Genomic DNA, 16,745 nt, shown 5'->3' on the forward strand with positions numbered 1-16,745 from the left:
CGACACAAGCGTTTCGCGTTGCAGCTGGCTGGTGAGGCTGAGTTTTGCGCGTCCGACAGCCGCTGAGTTTAACCACCGCGTTCTTGCCATCGACCAACATACGCAGCGGGGCTGCATAAACTGATCCCATGCAAAGAAAATTTGGCCCCATAGTCGGCGCTGTGACATCACGAGACATCTTTGACGATCGCGATCAGATGCACTTGGGCAAAGGCATCGGCTGGGCTCAACTGCTTGAGTCTCAACGCATCCTGCTGATCTCCGAAGCCGGCAGCGGCAAGACCCACGAGTGCAAGGCACAAGCCAAACTGCTTTTCGAGGGCGGTGAGGCAGCGTTCTTCCTGCGTCTGGAGGAGGTTGCAGCCAGCGGCGTCCGCCTGTGTCTCTATGGCGACCACCAGAAGCGCTTCGACGATTGGCGAGCCTCCTCATCGCAAGCCGGCTACTTCTTTCTAGATTCCATCGACGAGCTGCAGCTGGCTCACGCGGACTTCCGCGACGCACTCGAACGTTTGCGGCATGATCTGGAAGGTGGTTGGGGACGAGCCACCATAGTGGTGACCTCGCGTCCCGTGGACATCGACCGCAAAGCGTTTGCGGAGCTGCTCCCTGTACCAAAGGCGGTGACCGACGGCGGCAATGAAGAAGAGTTCGTTCGCATCGCCATTGACGGCCCAGCCGCGGACGCCAAGAATCGGCCACCTCCGTTCAGGGAGGTCAGTCTGTTGGCACTGTCGGACGAAGACATCGTTGAGTTCTCCGGCGGCCAGGGCGTGGGCAAACCAGAAGAGCTGCTGGCGGCCATCCATGCCCGCCATGCAGGCGATTTTGCGCGCCGCCCGCAGGATCTAATAGAGTTATGCGACGACTGGCGGGATCACCATCAGATCCGAGCACATTTCGAACAGATTAAGAGTCACATCCACGCCCGCTTGGTAGCACGTGCGGACCGACAGGAGAAGGCAGACCTGACGCTGAACAAAGCCCGCGTGGGCGCGCAGCGGTTAGCGCTCGCAGCCATATTGAGCCGTCGCCTGACCATCCGGCACAGCGCAGGGGCGGACGTCGAAGGATCCGGCGACGTACCGCTGATTCCTAGCGAGTTGCTGTCGGACTGGACCGCAACCGAGATCGTGACCTTGCTGGAGCGGCCAATATTTGCAGAGGGCGGCTACGGACGCGTCCGTTTTCACCATAGGTCGGTGGTCGAGTTCTTGGCAGCCAGCCAGATCAACGACATGATCGAATGTGGCGCGCTAGCGGTGTCTGCGGCAAAGCGGATGCTCTTCAGCCTCTCCGACACCCAGGCCATACTGCCGAAGCCTTCAATGAGGCCTGTGGCGGGATGGCTTGCCCTGCTTCGCCAGGACGTATTCGATGCCGTGTTGGCAGTCGAGCCCGACACCCTGCTGACCTACGGCGACCCAGAGTCGCTGAGCGACCTTCAGTGCCGTCGCGCGCTGCAGGCGTTCGTCGAGCGCCATGGTGTCGGTGAGTGGCGCGGAATAGGCGTTCCTGATCTACAGCTTGACCGACTCGCGCGCAAGCCGCTTCAGGATGTCATTCTAACTGCGTGGTCGTCAGGTATCGAGAACCCGGAAGTGCGCACGATTCTCATCAAACTTGTCGCATTGGGACGGTACGCAAAGTGTGCCAATCTTGTGGTCACCATCGCAGGGGACGCGAAAGCCGGTGATCGCGAGCGCTTTGACGCTCTCGATGCCCTTATTGAACTTGGCGACTACCGTGTCGACGCCCTCCTCGATGCAGCCGTTTCACTTGCACCAGGCTGGAATGCCCGCATTGCACGCTGGATCGCCACTCATTTCTATCCTGAGCATGTCAACGAGGACCAGTTGATTGCTGTGTTGTCGCATGTGCAGACCAGCCAGCGTCGTGAGGACTTCTTCGCCAGCAACATGGCCCGGGTGATCGAGAAGGCCGATCTAAGCCTGGGCCGACTGGAGTCTTTGTTACCCGGTGTGCTGGCACTCACGCGCAGCTTGGTAGTTGTTGTTGCTGCGGACGATGCCTTGGGCGATCGCAAAGGGCGCATGCAGGCTTCCTATATCTTGAGAGCGCTGTGCGTGCGGCTGCTGGAGCACGGCAGCAAAGTACTTGATCTCATAGAAGCAGCCGTGCTGGCATACCGGGCAGCCGGCGATTCGTCACTAGATGATGAACGCAAGCTCCATCTCGCCAAGCTGCTCAACGCTTTGCCATTGGAGCGGCGACGTCTTGTGTTTGAAGCAGACTACGCCTGCATTGCTCGGTTGGTGCCGCGTCGCGAGCCTCAATCCATGGTCTGGCGGCTGCTGTTCCAGGGGCCTATCGAGTACAACCAGGACAAGGATCATCCGTGGATCGTGAAAGCGCTGGGTGAGATCAGCGCGGACGGCAAGCGCCGCACCGTATTGCTGCACATGAGTATATCCCTGATGCCAGCTGACGGCCCCAATAGCGTCATAGATTCCGTGCAGGCTGCGGTCGCCGATTCGCCCGCACTCACGAATAAACTTGCTGAGTACCTTAAGGCAAGGGGTCAGAAACCTGAAACCCTTCAAATGCTTGAGCAGCAGCGCAAGCGCAACGAGCGGCAACAACAGAAGCAAGCCCAGAACAAGAAGGATTGGACCGCCTTCTGGACTGAGCTCGCTACGCGACCCGCCTTGGCCTTGGCGCCGGGGCGAGTGGACACCACCATCCGGAACCTCTGGCAAGTGATGCGCAAAAAGTCTCACAACAACAATCAGGGCCGGTGGGACCGCGCATTCCTTGAGCAGTGTTTTTCTTCCGACGTTACAGACGCGCTGCGCCGCAGTTTGATGACCTATTGGCGTGGGATGAAGCCCACGCTGCGCGAGGAGCGCCAAGCGGCAGGGAAAAACACTTACCTAGTGGTGTGGTCGATCGGCCTGATGGGCCTGTATGCCGAAGCAGAAGATCCAAGATGGACTAAGACTCTCAGTGAGCGAGATGCCGAGTTGGCCGTCAGGTACGCGCTTCTGGAGCTCAACGGGCTGCCTGACTGGCTTGCAACACTGGCCGAAGGCTACGGCCCAGTCGTCGAACGTGTGCTCAGTGGCGAACTGAATGATGAGCTCAAGGAGCCCGGCGGTGATGCAGGATGGCACTCCATGCTGCTGCAAAGCTTGCGGTATGGGCGTCAGGAAATCGCTCGCGTTCTGCAACCTCGCCTGATCGAATGGCTTGCCGGACCTGGCATGACCCTAATGCGCAAATCGCAGAATCCAAGCGCAGAAGCTAAGCTTGACCAGGTCATCCGCGTACTCTTGACTCATGGGGACTCAGCGACCCGACGGTGGATCCAGGAGCTCGCCATTCGGCAGGTGAGTGCGGCGGGTCATACCCCTTTTCTTTTCTTCTGGCTGCCGGTGCTGTTCCACCTCGATCCTGCCCGTGGCACCGCCATGTTGCTGCACCATCTCGACACGTTGCCGGTGGAGGCCAATGGCATTGCCGTGAAGGTGATCGGAAGCCTCTTCAACGAGCGCGGCGTCGGAGGTAAGGCCAACTGGAGCAAGGCGCTCCCGCCAGACACGTTGCTTAGGCTCACCCGCGCGGTTTATCGGCACGTGAGGCCAGAGAATGACGAGCAGCATGAAGACGTCTATTCGCCGGGCTCACGCGACAACGCGGAAGATGGTCGACGTTATGTATTCGATGAACTGATCCAGGCCACGGGCGTAGATGCCTTCCAAGCCAAGTTGGAACTTGCCTCTGATCCGATGTTTGCCCATGCAAGATATCGCATCGCGGCCCTTGCACAGGAGCGCCTAGCTGAGGAAGCCGACGCCAGCGTGGCGACGATGGCAGAGCTTGCGATGCTCTACCGTGGCCTTGAACTTCCTCCGGCGACCAGCACCGACATGGCGCATGTACTGATGAATAGATTGGATGATCTTCAGGGTCTGATGCTTCAAGACACAGCTCCCAGGGCGGCATGGGCGATGGTCACCGACGAAAACTCATTGCGGCCGGCCATCGCGCACGAGTTAAATTTGATGGCCAGAGGCGCCTACACGGTCGACCAGGAATCCGTCACCGTTGACGGCAAGGAAACTGACATCAAGTTCCGGGCGCTATCGGGCTACCAGGCCACGATCGAGTTGAAGATCGGCGAGAAACCGCGTTCGGGCAGGGAGCTGCGTAACACCATTGAGGACCAGCTGATCAACAAGTACATGGCGGCTAGCAATGCCCGGACCGGATGTCTGGTGGTGACGATCGCCGATGCAAATAAGCGCTGGAAGCACCCCGACACAGGCGTGCTGATCGATAGGCATCAGCTCCAGCAAATGCTGAATGAGGCAGCTCAACTTGCACAACAGCGCCTTGGCGGTGACGCGCGCGTCATGGCTCGAGTGTTGGATCTCACGCCCAGGCTTGAGAAAGAGGCGGGCAGCGCTAAGGTGTCGGAACCAACAGCGTCGGGCACACCGGGCGTGAAGAGGAAAGCACCCAGCAAAGCAGCCGGCAAGGCGGAAAGACGAAATTGAACCTCGGTCTCGAGGCTCTACGACTACGATTAGCAATAGGTCATACTCGAAGGCGTTGACATTTCAATGATGCCGACAATGGTGGTCACACCATCGGACACGCCGTCTCGTAAGGGCAGCCACTGGAACCTTTATTCCTAGTCTTCATCCTGGGCAAGGTTACCGGCCAATACGTGTTTCCGTACCTCATCTGACAACGCCACGCGGTATCCGTCCGGCCATCCCATCTACCCTGAATGAGGACTTCCAAGCACCATCGTATCCACGTAAATGTGAACTGACCCCAAATAGTTGGACTCATCCGAGACACCAACTTGCAAAAATATTCAGAGCAGCAAAAGCTGGAAGCCGTCGAGACTTACCTTTCTGCCGATATACGGTAACAGCGCGACGATCCCATGTTGACCGCTGCCGGTCGCGCAATGTATTGGTCAGGCTCTCTCAGCCTGCCAGCGATGCGGCAGCAATTCTTGGACCCGGCTGGCTGGCCCGGTGCGTGGGCAGTATCGCAGGCGATGCGGTGCTGGCCCAGGCTATGCTCCTTGAGCCAGCGATGCAGCACATTGGCATTCATGCCGTGTGCACGCACCGTGGAGGCAAGCGATGCGCCGGGCTGCAGACACGCGGCGATCAGTTCGGCCTTGAACTGTGGTGCATAGGTGCGACGCGTGCGCGGCACCGAATAGCGAGGGGATTGAGAATCTTCGAGCATCGTGTGCACGGTTGTTTCGTGGACGCGATATTGCTCAAAGAGCTATTCAGCATAAAGATGGGATTATCGGACGCATACGTGAGGCGAAGTTCCAACGGGTTTCCAATGAACATTATTTTCGGGGCGGCTACCCAACCGAAAGATAGTCCCGTACTATCTTCGAAAAAGGGAGGGAAAGCATGTTCATCGAGACCATCCGTATCCACAATTTCCGACGCCTCAAGGACGTTCGCATAGATTTGGCATCGGACATTTCCATATTTGTCGGTGCCAACAACAGCGGCAAGACATCAGCGGCACATGCGCTCCAGTTGTTCACTTCGGCTGCGCGGGAGCGTTTTTCGCTTCACGATTTTAGTTCCGAGTGTTGGGACACCATCAATGCGTTTGGTGAGGGCGTTGAAGGTACCGAACTGCCGACCATTTCCATTGACATTTGGTTCAGCGTCAAACCGGTCGATTTGCACCGAGTTGTAGATTTGCTGCCAAACTTGGAATGGCAAGGCAGTCGAGTCGGGATTCGGGTCGAACTCGCTGCAATAGACGCCCAGACTCTTAAGGCCAGCTTTCGAGAAGCGCGTGCGTGCGCGCAACTCTTTTGTGCCCAACCCGCAGGCCAATCTCCAGCGGCTGCTGATGCTGGACCGGGCCAGCCTCAAGGTGGTGCGGGTTACGACCCGCAGCCGCGCACGCTGTGCGACTACTTGGCCGATGCGATCGGCGACCGTCTCCGGCGGGATTTCGAGCTGCGCTACTACGTTCTCGATAGTGCACAGTTCGACGCCAACTTGCACTCTGTCGAAGGTTACATACCATTGCGCTTGATGCCGGACAAAGGCCGCAGCGGCAGGGACGTGCTGGCCGGTCTCGTCAAGGTGGACTTTTTGCATGCCCAGCGCCACCTGTCCGATTCCAGTGGTGGCGCGAGATCTGAGGATCTATCACGTTGCCTTAGTCGCTTCTACGATCGGAACCTGGAAAAGAGGGGCGAGGACTATGATGCCCAGCGGGTATTGGCGCAGTCGGAGGCCTTACTGAACGAGCACTTGGAGCGTGTTTTTGGTCCCACGCTTGAACGGCTTGCGCAGCTTGGCTATCCCGGCGTTAATAACCCACGGCTTTTGATCAAGACCGCTCTCAACCCGGCAACGATCCTTAGCAGCCATGAAGGCGCTCGGGTCCACTACGTGGTCGGCGCGGTGAACGCGGCTGGTACACCAGCCACGTTGCCCGATCGGTACAACGGCCTTGGATTCAAAAATCTTATCTACATGGTCGTCGAGTTGTTGGACGTTCACGCCAGGTGGTTGGACATTGAGGAGAATCGTCCCCCCCTGCATCTGATATTCATTGAGGAGCCAGAAGCACACCTACATGCGCAATTGCAGCAAGTGTTCATCCGCAAGGTGCTAGACATTCTCACGGTCCCCAATGAGGATGCACCGTATTGCAGTAGCCAACTTGTTGTGTCGACGCACTCTCCGCATGTGTTATTTGAGCGGGGCTTTCGGCCGATCCGCTATTTCCGCCGCGTTGCCGACGCCGCTGTGCAGCAATCTCAGGTTCTGAGCATGGCAACCTTCTATGAGGCGGCCAACGATCCGGCCGATCCGCAAGATCGCACGAGAGATTTTCTTGAACGCTATCTGAGGATCACGCACTGCGACCTGTTCTTCGCCGATGCCGCAATCTTGGTGGAGGGTAATGTCGAACGGCTGCTGATGCCGCAGATGATCGCCAAGGCAGCGCCACGGCTGCAATCTCACTTCGTCAGTATCCTAGAGATTGGCGGCGCTTTCGGTCACCGGTTCAAGGGTCTCATCGACTTCCTGGGGCTGACAGCCTTGATCGTGACAGACATCGACAGTGTCTCGCCGCCGGCAGCCGGAGCTCAGCAAGCTGAAAACGAAAAACCGGTCGACGAAGACGACGCCAACGCGGATCCCGACGGCGACGAAGAGGCTGCGGTGGTTCGTCGCGGACGAAAGGCATGCATGGTTCACGAAGCGGGTGCGCTGACGTCGAATCAAACGCTGGTCAAGTGGCTTCCAGCATGCAACACCATCGCCGAATTGCTTGCTGCGACCGTCGATCAGCGAATCCAACCACGTGCTGCCACTGGCGACGCGCTTGTGCGCGTCTCCTATCAAACGCCCGTCGCGGTGCACTGGCGTGGGATGACGGAAGCCAAGACAGGCCGGACCTTGGAAGAGGCCTTCGCGTTGCAAAACTTGGCGTGGTGTCAGGATATCGAACGCAAGGAACTCGGTTTGCGCATCAAGGGCAGCAACAAGCTGGATATCGACGAAATCTCGCAGAGCCTGTACCACAAGGTCAAGAACGCGAGCTTCCACAAGACTGACTTCGCGCTTGCACTGCTGGCTGAAGATCCCACGACCTGGGTAGTACCAAGCTACATCTCGGAAGGACTTCAATGGCTTGAGAGTCAGGTCGATCCGCGGCCGCAGCCATTGTTGGCGCCGCTGCCTCCGCTGCCTCCGCTGCCTCCGCTGCCTCCGCTGGCTCCGCTGCCGCTGCCGCTACTGCCGCTCGGTGATAACGAGGCTACTGCAGCATGACGCGGCGCATCGGACAACCTGATACACAGGCAGACTTGGACCTGCGCGCCTGCTTGGATGAGCGTCCCCAGCGAAGTTTCGTAATGGTCGCGGGAGCCGGCTCCGGCAAGACGACTTCGCTTGTCAAGGCGCTCGCGCACCTTGGGCAGTCGCGGAGAACAGAACTCAAGGTCCGTGGCCAGCGGATCGCCTGCATCACCTACACCGAGGTGGCGGTCAAGGAAATCTGGGGAGACGTGGGAAACGATCTGCTCTTCCACGTTTCAACGATTCACAGCTTCTTGTGGACGGTGGTGCGGCCATTCCAGGTAAATCTGAAAGCTTGGGTTATCGAGCGCATTCACGAAAAGATCGCCAAAGCCCAGGAGCATCACGACAAGGGAAGGACGCGGCCAGCGACGCGCGAACGTCTTGTCGCAGAAATCGCCCGATACAGGCGTCAACTTGAGACTGTAGAGCATCGAGCCCACTTCACGTACGGTGCGGGCAGTGACTTCGCACGGGGCGTCCTTGGACACACTGAGGTCATTGCAGCGGCCGTCAAGCTGATCGAGCAGAGTCAGCTGCTCCGCGACATCATCGCGAGCCGGTATCCGGTCCTGTTCGTCGACGAGAGCCAGGACACTGGGCCGGATATTGTGGCTGCCTTTCGCCGCATAGCCGAGACCACGCCGGTCGAGTTCTGCTTGGGATTCTTCGGTGACCCAATGCAGAAGATCTACACGGACGGCGCTGGTGCGATTGATGCCCCCGCCGAATGGCGACCGATAACCAAACCGGAGAATTTCAGGTGTCCGCAGCGCGTGCTGCGCGTCGTGAATGCTATTCGTCAACCAGGCGATGGCTTGGTGCAGACGCGTGGCCGGATGGCCTTGATCGACGGTATTCTGGCCCCGGTCGAGGGCTCTGCTAGGATCTTTCTGCTCTCGGCCGACGAGCACCGTTCGGCGAAGCTAGCAAAGGTCCGGGAATGGCTTCGACAGGTTAACCAAGATGAGCATTGGGTAAGCGAGGACCGAACGGCAGACGTCCGGGCATTGGTGGTCGTGCACCGTATGGCAGCGACTCGACTCGGCTTCCCCAACCTGTATGCCGCTTTGAACGATAACTCTCCGTCCAGCATCAAGGAAGGCCTTAAGGACGGTAGTTCATGGCCGTTGCGGCCATTCTTGACCTACCTGTTGCCGTTGGCAACAGCAATGCACCAGAACCGCCAGTTCGACGTGATGACACTATTGCGTGGCGAATGTCCGCTGCTGAGTTCGGCTGGATTAGCAGGCGCCAATCCCCACGAAGTTTTAGAGGGACTGCAGGCGTCCACCACGGAACTGGCGCGACTCATGCAGTCGAAAGATGTGACGCTTCGAGATGTGCTCCTGTTTGCGTCGAAAGCCGAGATGCTGCAGCTCGACGAGACATGGGCCAAGTATCTCGGCGCAGATTCAGGTGAGCTTGTTGGCGACGACGACCCAGAAGTGTCACCCGTAATGGCATTTCTGAACTGCCTTGTCAGCGAGTTGGCCGGCTACCGCCACTACCTTGAAGACCTATCGCCGTTTGCCACCCAACAGGGTGTAAAGGGAGCTGAGTTCGAGCGAGTGCTCGTCCTTATTGACGATGAGGAGGGGCAAAAGCAGCGGCAGTTCTCATATGAAAAGTATTTCGGCATGGCTGCGCTGTCGGATACGGATAGAGAGAACATCGCGGGTGGCTTGGACAGCGTGGTTGATCGCACGAGGCGCCTCTTCTACGTGTGCTGCTCACGCGCTACGCGCGACCTCGCCGTAGTCATGTTTGTTGCCGATATTGCCGCAGCTCGCGCAAGGATTGAGGAAGCTGGCGTCTTTCTGCCTGATGACATCGTCGACGAAGCCACTCTTTACGCCACCCTCGTTTGAAATTGGTCTAGAGACGCAGTTGAGTGCTGGTCATGTGATTGCCAAGTTGAAGCAGCATAGTCTTATGCAAGCGTGGTGGGCGACGTCCCCCCACTTTCAGTAGCACTTAGCTTTGGACTGCATGTTCGACCGATTGAGGTGGTTCAGCGGTCGAAATCACCGGCCGCTTCGCCCCTGATTCAGATATGGGACGCTAGCCCACCCACATCCCCAGCCGGAGGCGGTGGAATGCGCACCCGCACCGCAATCAGCAATGCCGCGACCAGCATCAGAACACTGCCGGCGATGAACACGCCAGTGATGCCGCTGGCCCCGAACATCGCGCCACCCGCAGCCGCCCCGACTGCAATGGAGGATTGCACGGAGGCCACCACCATGCCGCCTGCGCTCTCGGCCTGATCGGGCACGGAGCGTGCGACCCAGCTTGACCAGGCCACCGGCACACCACCGAAGGCCAGGCCCCAGAACGCGACCAGCAGCGCCTGCCCTGCCAGAGAGGCTGGCAGCAGCACCAAAGACAATGCTGCAATGCCGACCAACGCGGGCATCAGCGCCAAGGTCATGCGCAGGCTGCGCTGCATCAGCCAACCCGCGAGCAGCGTGCCGACGAAGTTCGCCACGCCGAAACCCAGCAGCATCAGCGCGAGTCCGTCGGTATCCACGCCCGTGCTGCTTTCCAGGAAGGGGCGGATATAGGTGAACAGGGCGAAATGGCCGGTATGGGCCAGAATGCAGGCCAGCATGCCCATGGCGATGCCCGGGCGCAGCAGTACGTCGAGCATCGTCCTGAGCCGGACCACGCTGCGTGGCGCCATGCGCGGCAGCGTGAACCACTGGAAGATCAGCGTGATCAGCCCCACGGCGGCGGCCGCCACGAAGGCGCTGCGCCAGCCGTACAAACCACCCAGATAGCTGCCCAGCGGTACCGCCACCACCGTGCCCACCGCAATGCCGCTGAAGATGATCGACAAGGCGCGCGGCAGCAGCGCGGCCGGCACTAAACGCATGGCCACGGCGGTGGCCATGCTCCAGAAGCCGCCCAACGCGATGCCCAGCAATACGCGCATCACCAGCAGCACCGCCATGCTGGACGACAGCGCGACGAGCAGGTTGGAAGCGATCATCAGCGCGGAAAAGCCCAGCAGTACCACGCGCCGGTCCAGCCCGCGCGTCAGGCCGGGAACCAGCAAGCCGGCGAACAACGCCACCACGGCCGTGACGGTCACTGCCTGGCCCGCCAAGGCCTCCGACACGCCCAAGTCACCGGCCATGGGCGTCAGCAGACTGGCCGGCAGGTACTCCGCCGTCAACAAGCCGAAGACGCCCATCGCCAATGAGAACACCGCCATCCAGGCGGCCGAGGTCGGCGCCGCCAGGTCCGCCCTGCCCAGGTCGGCAGTGGCGTCACAAATGCAATCATTCATCACAAGATACCCTTAGAAAAACCATCGTGAGCCAAAGTCTAGGGCTTGTGTTCAGGATGATCTATGATGAAAAGTCTTGAATTTTTGATCAAAACACCTGGATGAATCTGCCGGAAAAATTTGCGCTCTCGTCCGATCTCATCAGCGAACTGCTGACGGGCATGCGTCTGCGCGGCGTCGAGTACCGACGCATCCAGGTCGGGCCCTCCTTCGGCTTTCACTTCGAGGCCAGGCCCGGTCGTGGCTACTTCCACTATCTGGCGGTGGGTTCCGCCGTGCTGCGCAGCGCCGACGGCACGCTGCATGAACTATCGGCGGGCAGCGCCGTGTTCATTCCCCAAGGAGCCGCGCATCAATTGCTCTCCAGCCCGGATGCGCCCACCCAGGACATCGACAGCTTCGAGGCAGCCCCGCTGGGCGACACGGTCAGCGCCGTGGATGCCTGTCCGAGCACCAGCGTGGTACCCAGCGCCATCCTGTTCTACGGATGCATGGAGTTCGATCTGGGCGGCATGCAGGGCCTGGGCCGGCTGATGCCGGGCCTGATGCTGGTCGATGCCGCCAGCCAGCGCTATCCCGGGCTGCTGCCCATACTGGCGGCGATGAAAGGCGAAATCTGCTCCGGGCGGGTCGGATTCGCCGGCATCCTGGCGCGCCTTGCCGAGGTGGTGGCGGCCATGATCGTGCGCGGCTGGGTTGAATGCGGCTGCGACAATGCCTCCGGCCTGGTGGCCGCGTTGCGCGATCCGCGGCTGGCGCGCGCCATTTTGGCCCTGCATCGGCAGCCCGGCCGCGATTGGACGGTGGCGGAACTGGCGGCCGAGTGCCATGTCTCGCGATCGGTCTTCGCGCAACGTTTCGAGCTAACCATCGGCTCGCCCCCCTTGCGCTACGCGACGGAGTTGCGCATGCGCCTGGCGCGCCAGTGGCTGGCCCAGGAAAGCATGTCCATCGACACCGCAGCAGAACGGCTGGGCTACTCGTCTCAGGCGGCCTTCAGCCGTGCTTTCAAACGCATCAACGGCCAGCCCCCAGGAGCGATCCGACAAGAGCGCCGGCGTGCGACGCGTGAGGCCCTTTGAGTGATCAGTCGATGACTGTTTCGTGCCGCCTTGGACTCCGATCCGTCAGGCCCCGAACCCTCCATCGATGGTGTGCATTGCACCAGTGACAAAACCCGCCTCTGGGCCTGCAAGCCAGGCGACCATTCCTGCGACTTCCTCGGCACGTCCATGTCGCTTGATCGCCATGAAGCTGTGCATCAGGTCCTTCATGGGGCCGTCTTCCGGGTTCATCTCGGTATCGATGGGGCCCGGCTGCACGATGTTGATGGTGATTCCACGTGGCCCGAAGTCGCGCGCCAGGCCCCGTGCCATGCCCTGCAACGCCGACTTGCTGAGCGCGTACGCGGCCAGTCCGGGAACCGGCATGCGGTCCCCGTTCACGGAGCCGATCACGATGATTCGCCCGCCCTGCGGCATCTTGCGCGCGGCTTCCACCGATGCGTGGTACGGCGACTGGACGTTGATGCGGAACAAGCGGTCTATGGCATCCGGGTCTTGATCCAATGCGTCGCCGAAGATCGCGACGCCGGCATTGACGATGAGCACATCCAGCGGTCCGCTGTCGCGCACCCGGGCGATCACCGCGTCGCGGTCGGAGCTGTCGGTCTGAAACGCCGTGCTGCCGGTTTCGCTGGCGAGATCACGTGCGGCGTCAGCCGACCCGGAATAGGTGAAGCTCACCTTGGCGCCATCGGCTGCGAAGCGACGCACAATGGCGGCGCCGATTCCCCGGCTCCCGCCCAGCACCAGAACCGACTTTTCCTTGAACGAAGACATGGTCACTCCTATGAATAATGTAGCTGCTATTACATAATTCATTCCATCGCTTTGTCAAGGATTTTGTAATCATGACTACAGAAATACCCAAAACCCGTGGCAGGCCACGCCGCTTCGACCCGGACCAAGCGCTGGCCGCCGCACAGCCGCTGTTCCATGCGCAAGGCTATGACGCAGTGAGCGTGGCCGACCTGACCAAGGCCCTGGGGATCAACCCTCCGAGCTTCTACGCCGCTTTCGGCAGCAAGGCCGAGCTCTACAGCCGCATCCTCGACCGGTATGCGGTGACAGGCGGCGTGCAGTTGCAGCACATCCTGCGGGCCGATCGGCCGGTGGGTGAATGTCTGTCGGAAGTGCTTGTCGTCGCCGCTCGCACCTATGCCAACCCCGAAGCTTCCGGCTGTATGGTGCTCGAAGGCACTCGCAGCAACGAAGCCCAGGCACGCGAGGCGGCCTGTGTGATTCACGTTGCCGCACAGGACGCCATCCGCCGCTTCATTGCCCAGCGCCACCCCGAAGACGCGGACCGGCTGACCGATTTCGTCTGCACCACCATGGCGGGCCTTTCCGCCAGCGCCCGCCATGGTCAATCGAAGGAGCGTCTTGAAGCCACCGCCCGCATCGCCGGGGCAGCGCTCATGCAAGCATGTGGGAGCTGATGGAGCCCGGACAGACCGTGTCCGGAGATTCAGGGTATCTCACGTTCCTGAGATGTATTGCGACAGCGGATTGCCGCCGAGAGGCAATCTCTGACGTAAGGGCTATCGACGGCCTTTCGCGCCCAACGCGAGAGCCACGACAGTGATACCGCCAGCAATGATGATCGCGTCTTCGATCAGGCCGCTGCGCGTCTGGCCGATGTGCTTCATGGCGCTTTTTCTTGCGTCCAGGGTCACATAGGCCAGCGGAACAGCGGTCGCAATGGCGGCCACCGCTCCGGCGCGCTCGCGGCCGTGGGGCGCCAGGGCCGCGCCTGCAATGCCGGCGCTGGCCACTCTGGCCAAAAGGCCCAGGAACACGGTTCTGTCAGGAGCCGTCTTCATCTTGTCGCCAGCCAGTTCACCCGCTCCCATGAACAGGGCGCCGAACTTGAACAACGGGCGATCGAGCAGTGCGAGCTTGCCCGGCGTCGAATGGCCCAGAAGCCGGGCTGCCGACAAGGTAGCCATCGGTGTCATGGAGCGTGCGCTGGCCACCGCGCCGATGAGGGCAGAGTAAAGAAGACCGACGTTTTTCATGATTGTTCCCTTTGCGAACCAAAGCGCCATCCTTGAATACGTGGCTCGGCTTGTCCATGCGATAACGCGCGACCGGGCGTAGGACAAAATCAGCTGCGCCGTGTCATGAAGCCAGCGCTCAGCGCTTGCGCCACACGCTCGCCAGCCAAGGCTGCTGTTCTATCGGCAGACCTGTGGGGCGATAGAAATGCTCCAGCTCCTCGAAGCCCGCGGACGTCATCAAGGCACGCCAGCTGGGCCAGTCGTGGAACACGCCATAGCGCTCGCCATTCCAGCCCTCCTGCCCTGCCCCGCGCGGGTTGGAGCTGAACAGCACTCCGCCCGGGCGCAGGCAGGCATGCAGTTGGCGCAGCACCTGGGGCAGCACCTGGCTGGGCACATGGAACAGCACGGCATTGGCAAACACTCCGTCGAAGCGCTGCGCGTGCAGATCGAGCTGCAGAAAGCTCTGCTCCAGCACCTCGCAGCCGCTGTGCGCGCGCGCCAGCGCCGCCGAACTGGGCGCGCCCTCCAGGCCCACGGCACGGTGGCCCATCTCCGTGAAAGTGCGCAGGTCGCGCCCCGGGCCGCAGCCGAAATCCAGCAGGTCAAAAGGTGCGGGCACGGCGATGTGCTTGAGCAGCGCGGCGATGTTCTGGCTCACATCGTGGTCGCGCGTGCCTTCCCAGAAGCTTTGGGCGTTTTGTTCATAGTGCGCCAGAGTGCGCGCGGCGATTTGTTGCAGGTCTTCGGAGCTCTGTGTCATGCCCAATCATTGCATACGGCAGGCACAGCGAAAACGGGCTGACAACTCTCCGTGTCGCATCCTTGATGGGCAGGAGCCGTGGCTGCCATCCACACATCGACTTCTGGACGGCGCAACCACCTACATCCACACGGGCGCTTGTTTCTTGGTTGGGCGGTCAAGCCAAGTCCACACTGAACGTCCAGTCGAAAGGCAGCCGGCACTACCTGGCGGCACTCGACGATAGGGGCATCCGGCGAACACGCCGATGGCTTTTCCTCCGTTTCTCAATCAGCCACAAGAGACAAACCATGCTCAAGAATTCGATCAAGACACTGTCACTGGGCGGCGCCGCACTGGCATTGGTTGCCACGGCTGCATTTGCGCAGACGCCGAACAGCACCGTCAACACCACCCAGACGCCGGCGACCATCGGCGTCACGCCACAAACCGCGAACGAAGCCAACCAGAAGGCCGTTCAACGCTCCGACACCGCCACGCTGGTGCGCACCGACGACACGGCGGCCCAGCAGGCGCGCGACGCCGCCAATCGGGCGCAAACCAACGCCACTCCCAACACCATGAGCAGCACCGCACCGGCCACACCTGCGCCGCGCCGCGCGGCCCGCGCAGACCGCAACTGAGTTGCGTGCCTGAGCGTTTGCACATATCTCTCCCATCACTGACCGTATAGGAAATCCCATGAACACCACCACCAACCTGCACACCGGCACCACCACCCACACCGCATCCGGCCCCCTGGTCACCGGTCTGTTTCGCGACCGCGACAGCGCGGAAGCGGCGTACAACGCGGCCTCGGCGCGCGGTTACTCCAAGGATGATGTGAACCTGGTGATGTCGGACGAAACGCGCACCCGCCATTTCGCCAACACCGATGTCGGCACTGTCGAAACCGAACTGGGCAACAAGGCCGCCGAAGGCGCCGGCATTGGCGGCGCCATCGGCGGCACGCTGGGTGCGATCGTCGCAGCCATCGCGGCCGTCGGCACCACGCTGGCGCTTCCAGGCATTGGCCTGGTGGTTGCCGGCCCGCTGGCCGCCGCCATTGCGGGCGCCGGCGCCGGCGCCGCCAGCGGCGGTGTGATTGGCGCGCTGATCGGCTGGAACATTCCTGAAGAGCGTGTGAAGCACTACGAACAAGGCATCCAGGAAGGCGGCATTCTGTTGGGCATGCGCACCAAGAACGAAGAAGATGCCACCTATCTGGAAAATGAGTGGAAGCAAAATCGTGGCGAGCACGTCTACCGTTAAGTTTGTTAACGCCGGGCTGACTGCCTGAGTTATCCGGAGCGGCCATTTCTGCGGAAATGGCCGTTTGCGTTTTGGCCCCCACCTGTTCTTCTCGAAGTCCTGCCGCCATGCCGTTATCCCTGCCGTTTCTGCCGACATGGCGCATGCCGCCGTCTTTTACCCGCGCCTTTGCGCGCATGGCCCTGGCGTTGTGCCTGGGCGCGGCAGCCGCTGCCAATGCGGGTCAAACAGGTGCACCGTCGCAACTCAGCGACGAGGCGCAGCAGGTTGCGCATTGGATTCTGAGCACGCAGGACAACCAGCGTCTGCCGTATGTGCTGATCGACAAGCGCGCCGCACGCGTGCATGTGTTCGATGCCGCGGGCAGGCTGCAGGCCTCTTCGGCGGTATTGCTGGGGCTGGCGCGCGGCGACCACTCGGTGCCCGGCATAGGCGAGCGCCCGATGTCGGCCATCGCTCCCCATGAGCGCACCACGCCTGCGGGCCGCTTTCTCTCCGAGCCGGGGCAAAACCTGCAAGGCGAGGACATCGTCTGGA

Annotated in this window: 12 protein-coding genes and 1 pseudogene; 8 read left to right on the top strand and 5 right to left on the bottom strand. The window is 60.9% G+C overall.

Translation table 11 applies throughout. The annotated features are described in order from the left end of the window. The first annotated feature begins 128 nt into the window (after positions 1-128). A complete protein-coding gene (gene hyoA / locus KHY18_RS13240) occupies positions 129-4,520 on the top strand; it encodes an NACHT domain-containing antiphage protein HyoA (RefSeq protein ID WP_213300470.1) in 4,392 nt (1,463 codons plus the stop codon). Between the two features lie 358 nt (positions 4,521-4,878). On the opposite strand, the gene KHY18_RS13245 is transcribed toward hyoA, so the two are convergent. Beyond that, complete coding sequence (locus tag KHY18_RS13245; protein ID WP_213300472.1) at positions 4,879-5,232, bottom strand: transposase; 354 nt, start codon at positions 5,230-5,232, stop codon at positions 4,879-4,881. Positions 5,233-5,411: 179 nt separating this feature from the next. Here KHY18_RS13245 and KHY18_RS13250 point away from each other — a divergent pair, with 179 nt between their 5' ends. Beyond that, a complete protein-coding gene (locus KHY18_RS13250; RefSeq protein ID WP_213300474.1) occupies positions 5,412-7,811 on the top strand; it encodes an ATP-dependent nuclease in 2,400 nt (799 codons plus the stop codon). Further along, positions 7,808-9,709, top strand: coding sequence for a UvrD-helicase domain-containing protein (locus KHY18_RS13255; protein WP_213300476.1), 1,902 nt, complete (start codon positions 7,808-7,810; stop codon positions 9,707-9,709). Before KHY18_RS13250 ends, KHY18_RS13255 begins: the two co-directional genes overlap by 4 nt. A gap of 179 nt (positions 9,710-9,888) precedes the next feature. Here the strand turns inward: KHY18_RS13255 and KHY18_RS13260 are convergent, their stop codons facing one another. Further along, complete coding sequence (locus KHY18_RS13260; protein ID WP_213300478.1) at positions 9,889-11,133, bottom strand: MFS transporter; 1,245 nt, start codon at positions 11,131-11,133, stop codon at positions 9,889-9,891. 101 nt (positions 11,134-11,234) lie between these two features. Between KHY18_RS13260 and KHY18_RS13265 the strand changes: the two genes are divergently transcribed. Then, positions 11,235-12,215: an AraC family transcriptional regulator gene (locus KHY18_RS13265; protein ID WP_213300480.1), complete on the top strand. Its 981-nt coding sequence runs from the start codon at positions 11,235-11,237 to the stop codon at positions 12,213-12,215. A gap of 45 nt (positions 12,216-12,260) precedes the next feature. Here the strand turns inward: KHY18_RS13265 and bdcA are convergent, their stop codons facing one another. Continuing rightward, entirely contained in the window at positions 12,261-12,974 is a 714-nt protein-coding gene (gene bdcA / locus KHY18_RS13270; protein WP_249729107.1) for an SDR family oxidoreductase, read from the bottom strand. Positions 12,975-13,045: 71 nt separating this feature from the next. Between bdcA and KHY18_RS13275 the strand changes: the two genes are divergently transcribed. Beyond that, positions 13,046-13,633 carry a TetR/AcrR family transcriptional regulator gene (locus KHY18_RS13275; protein WP_249729108.1) on the top strand — a complete coding sequence of 196 codons (588 nt, stop codon included), beginning with the start codon at positions 13,046-13,048 and terminating at the stop codon, positions 13,631-13,633. A 102-nt stretch (positions 13,634-13,735) separates the two neighbouring features. On the opposite strand, the gene KHY18_RS13280 is transcribed toward KHY18_RS13275, so the two are convergent. Together KHY18_RS13280 and KHY18_RS13285 are read right to left on the bottom strand one after the other, a co-directional pair. Next, positions 13,736-14,212: a hypothetical protein gene (locus KHY18_RS13280; RefSeq protein ID WP_213300486.1), complete on the bottom strand. Its 477-nt coding sequence runs from the start codon at positions 14,210-14,212 to the stop codon at positions 13,736-13,738. A 118-nt stretch (positions 14,213-14,330) separates the two neighbouring features. Beyond that, on the bottom strand, positions 14,331-14,957 hold the full coding sequence (locus tag KHY18_RS13285) for a class I SAM-dependent methyltransferase (RefSeq protein WP_213300489.1): 627 nt from the start codon (positions 14,955-14,957) through the stop codon (positions 14,331-14,333). A 290-nt stretch (positions 14,958-15,247) separates the two neighbouring features. Here KHY18_RS13285 and KHY18_RS13290 point away from each other — a divergent pair, with 290 nt between their 5' ends. The 3 genes and pseudogenes from KHY18_RS13290 to KHY18_RS13300 form a co-directional block, all read left to right on the top strand. Next, on the top strand, positions 15,248-15,580 hold the full coding sequence (locus tag KHY18_RS13290; RefSeq protein WP_213300492.1) for a hypothetical protein: 333 nt from the start codon (positions 15,248-15,250) through the stop codon (positions 15,578-15,580). Positions 15,581-15,638: 58 nt separating this feature from the next. Further along, positions 15,639-16,208, top strand: coding sequence for a hypothetical protein (locus KHY18_RS13295; RefSeq protein ID WP_213300495.1), 570 nt, complete (start codon positions 15,639-15,641; stop codon positions 16,206-16,208). Positions 16,209-16,315: 107 nt separating this feature from the next. Next, a pseudogene (locus tag KHY18_RS13300) lies at positions 16,316-16,745 on the top strand (hypothetical protein); the annotation flags it as partial.

Origin of the sequence: Acidovorax sp. CCYZU-2555, from assembly GCF_018413525.1 — a bacterium.
GTDB lineage: Bacteria > Pseudomonadota > Gammaproteobacteria > Burkholderiales > Burkholderiaceae_C > Comamonas.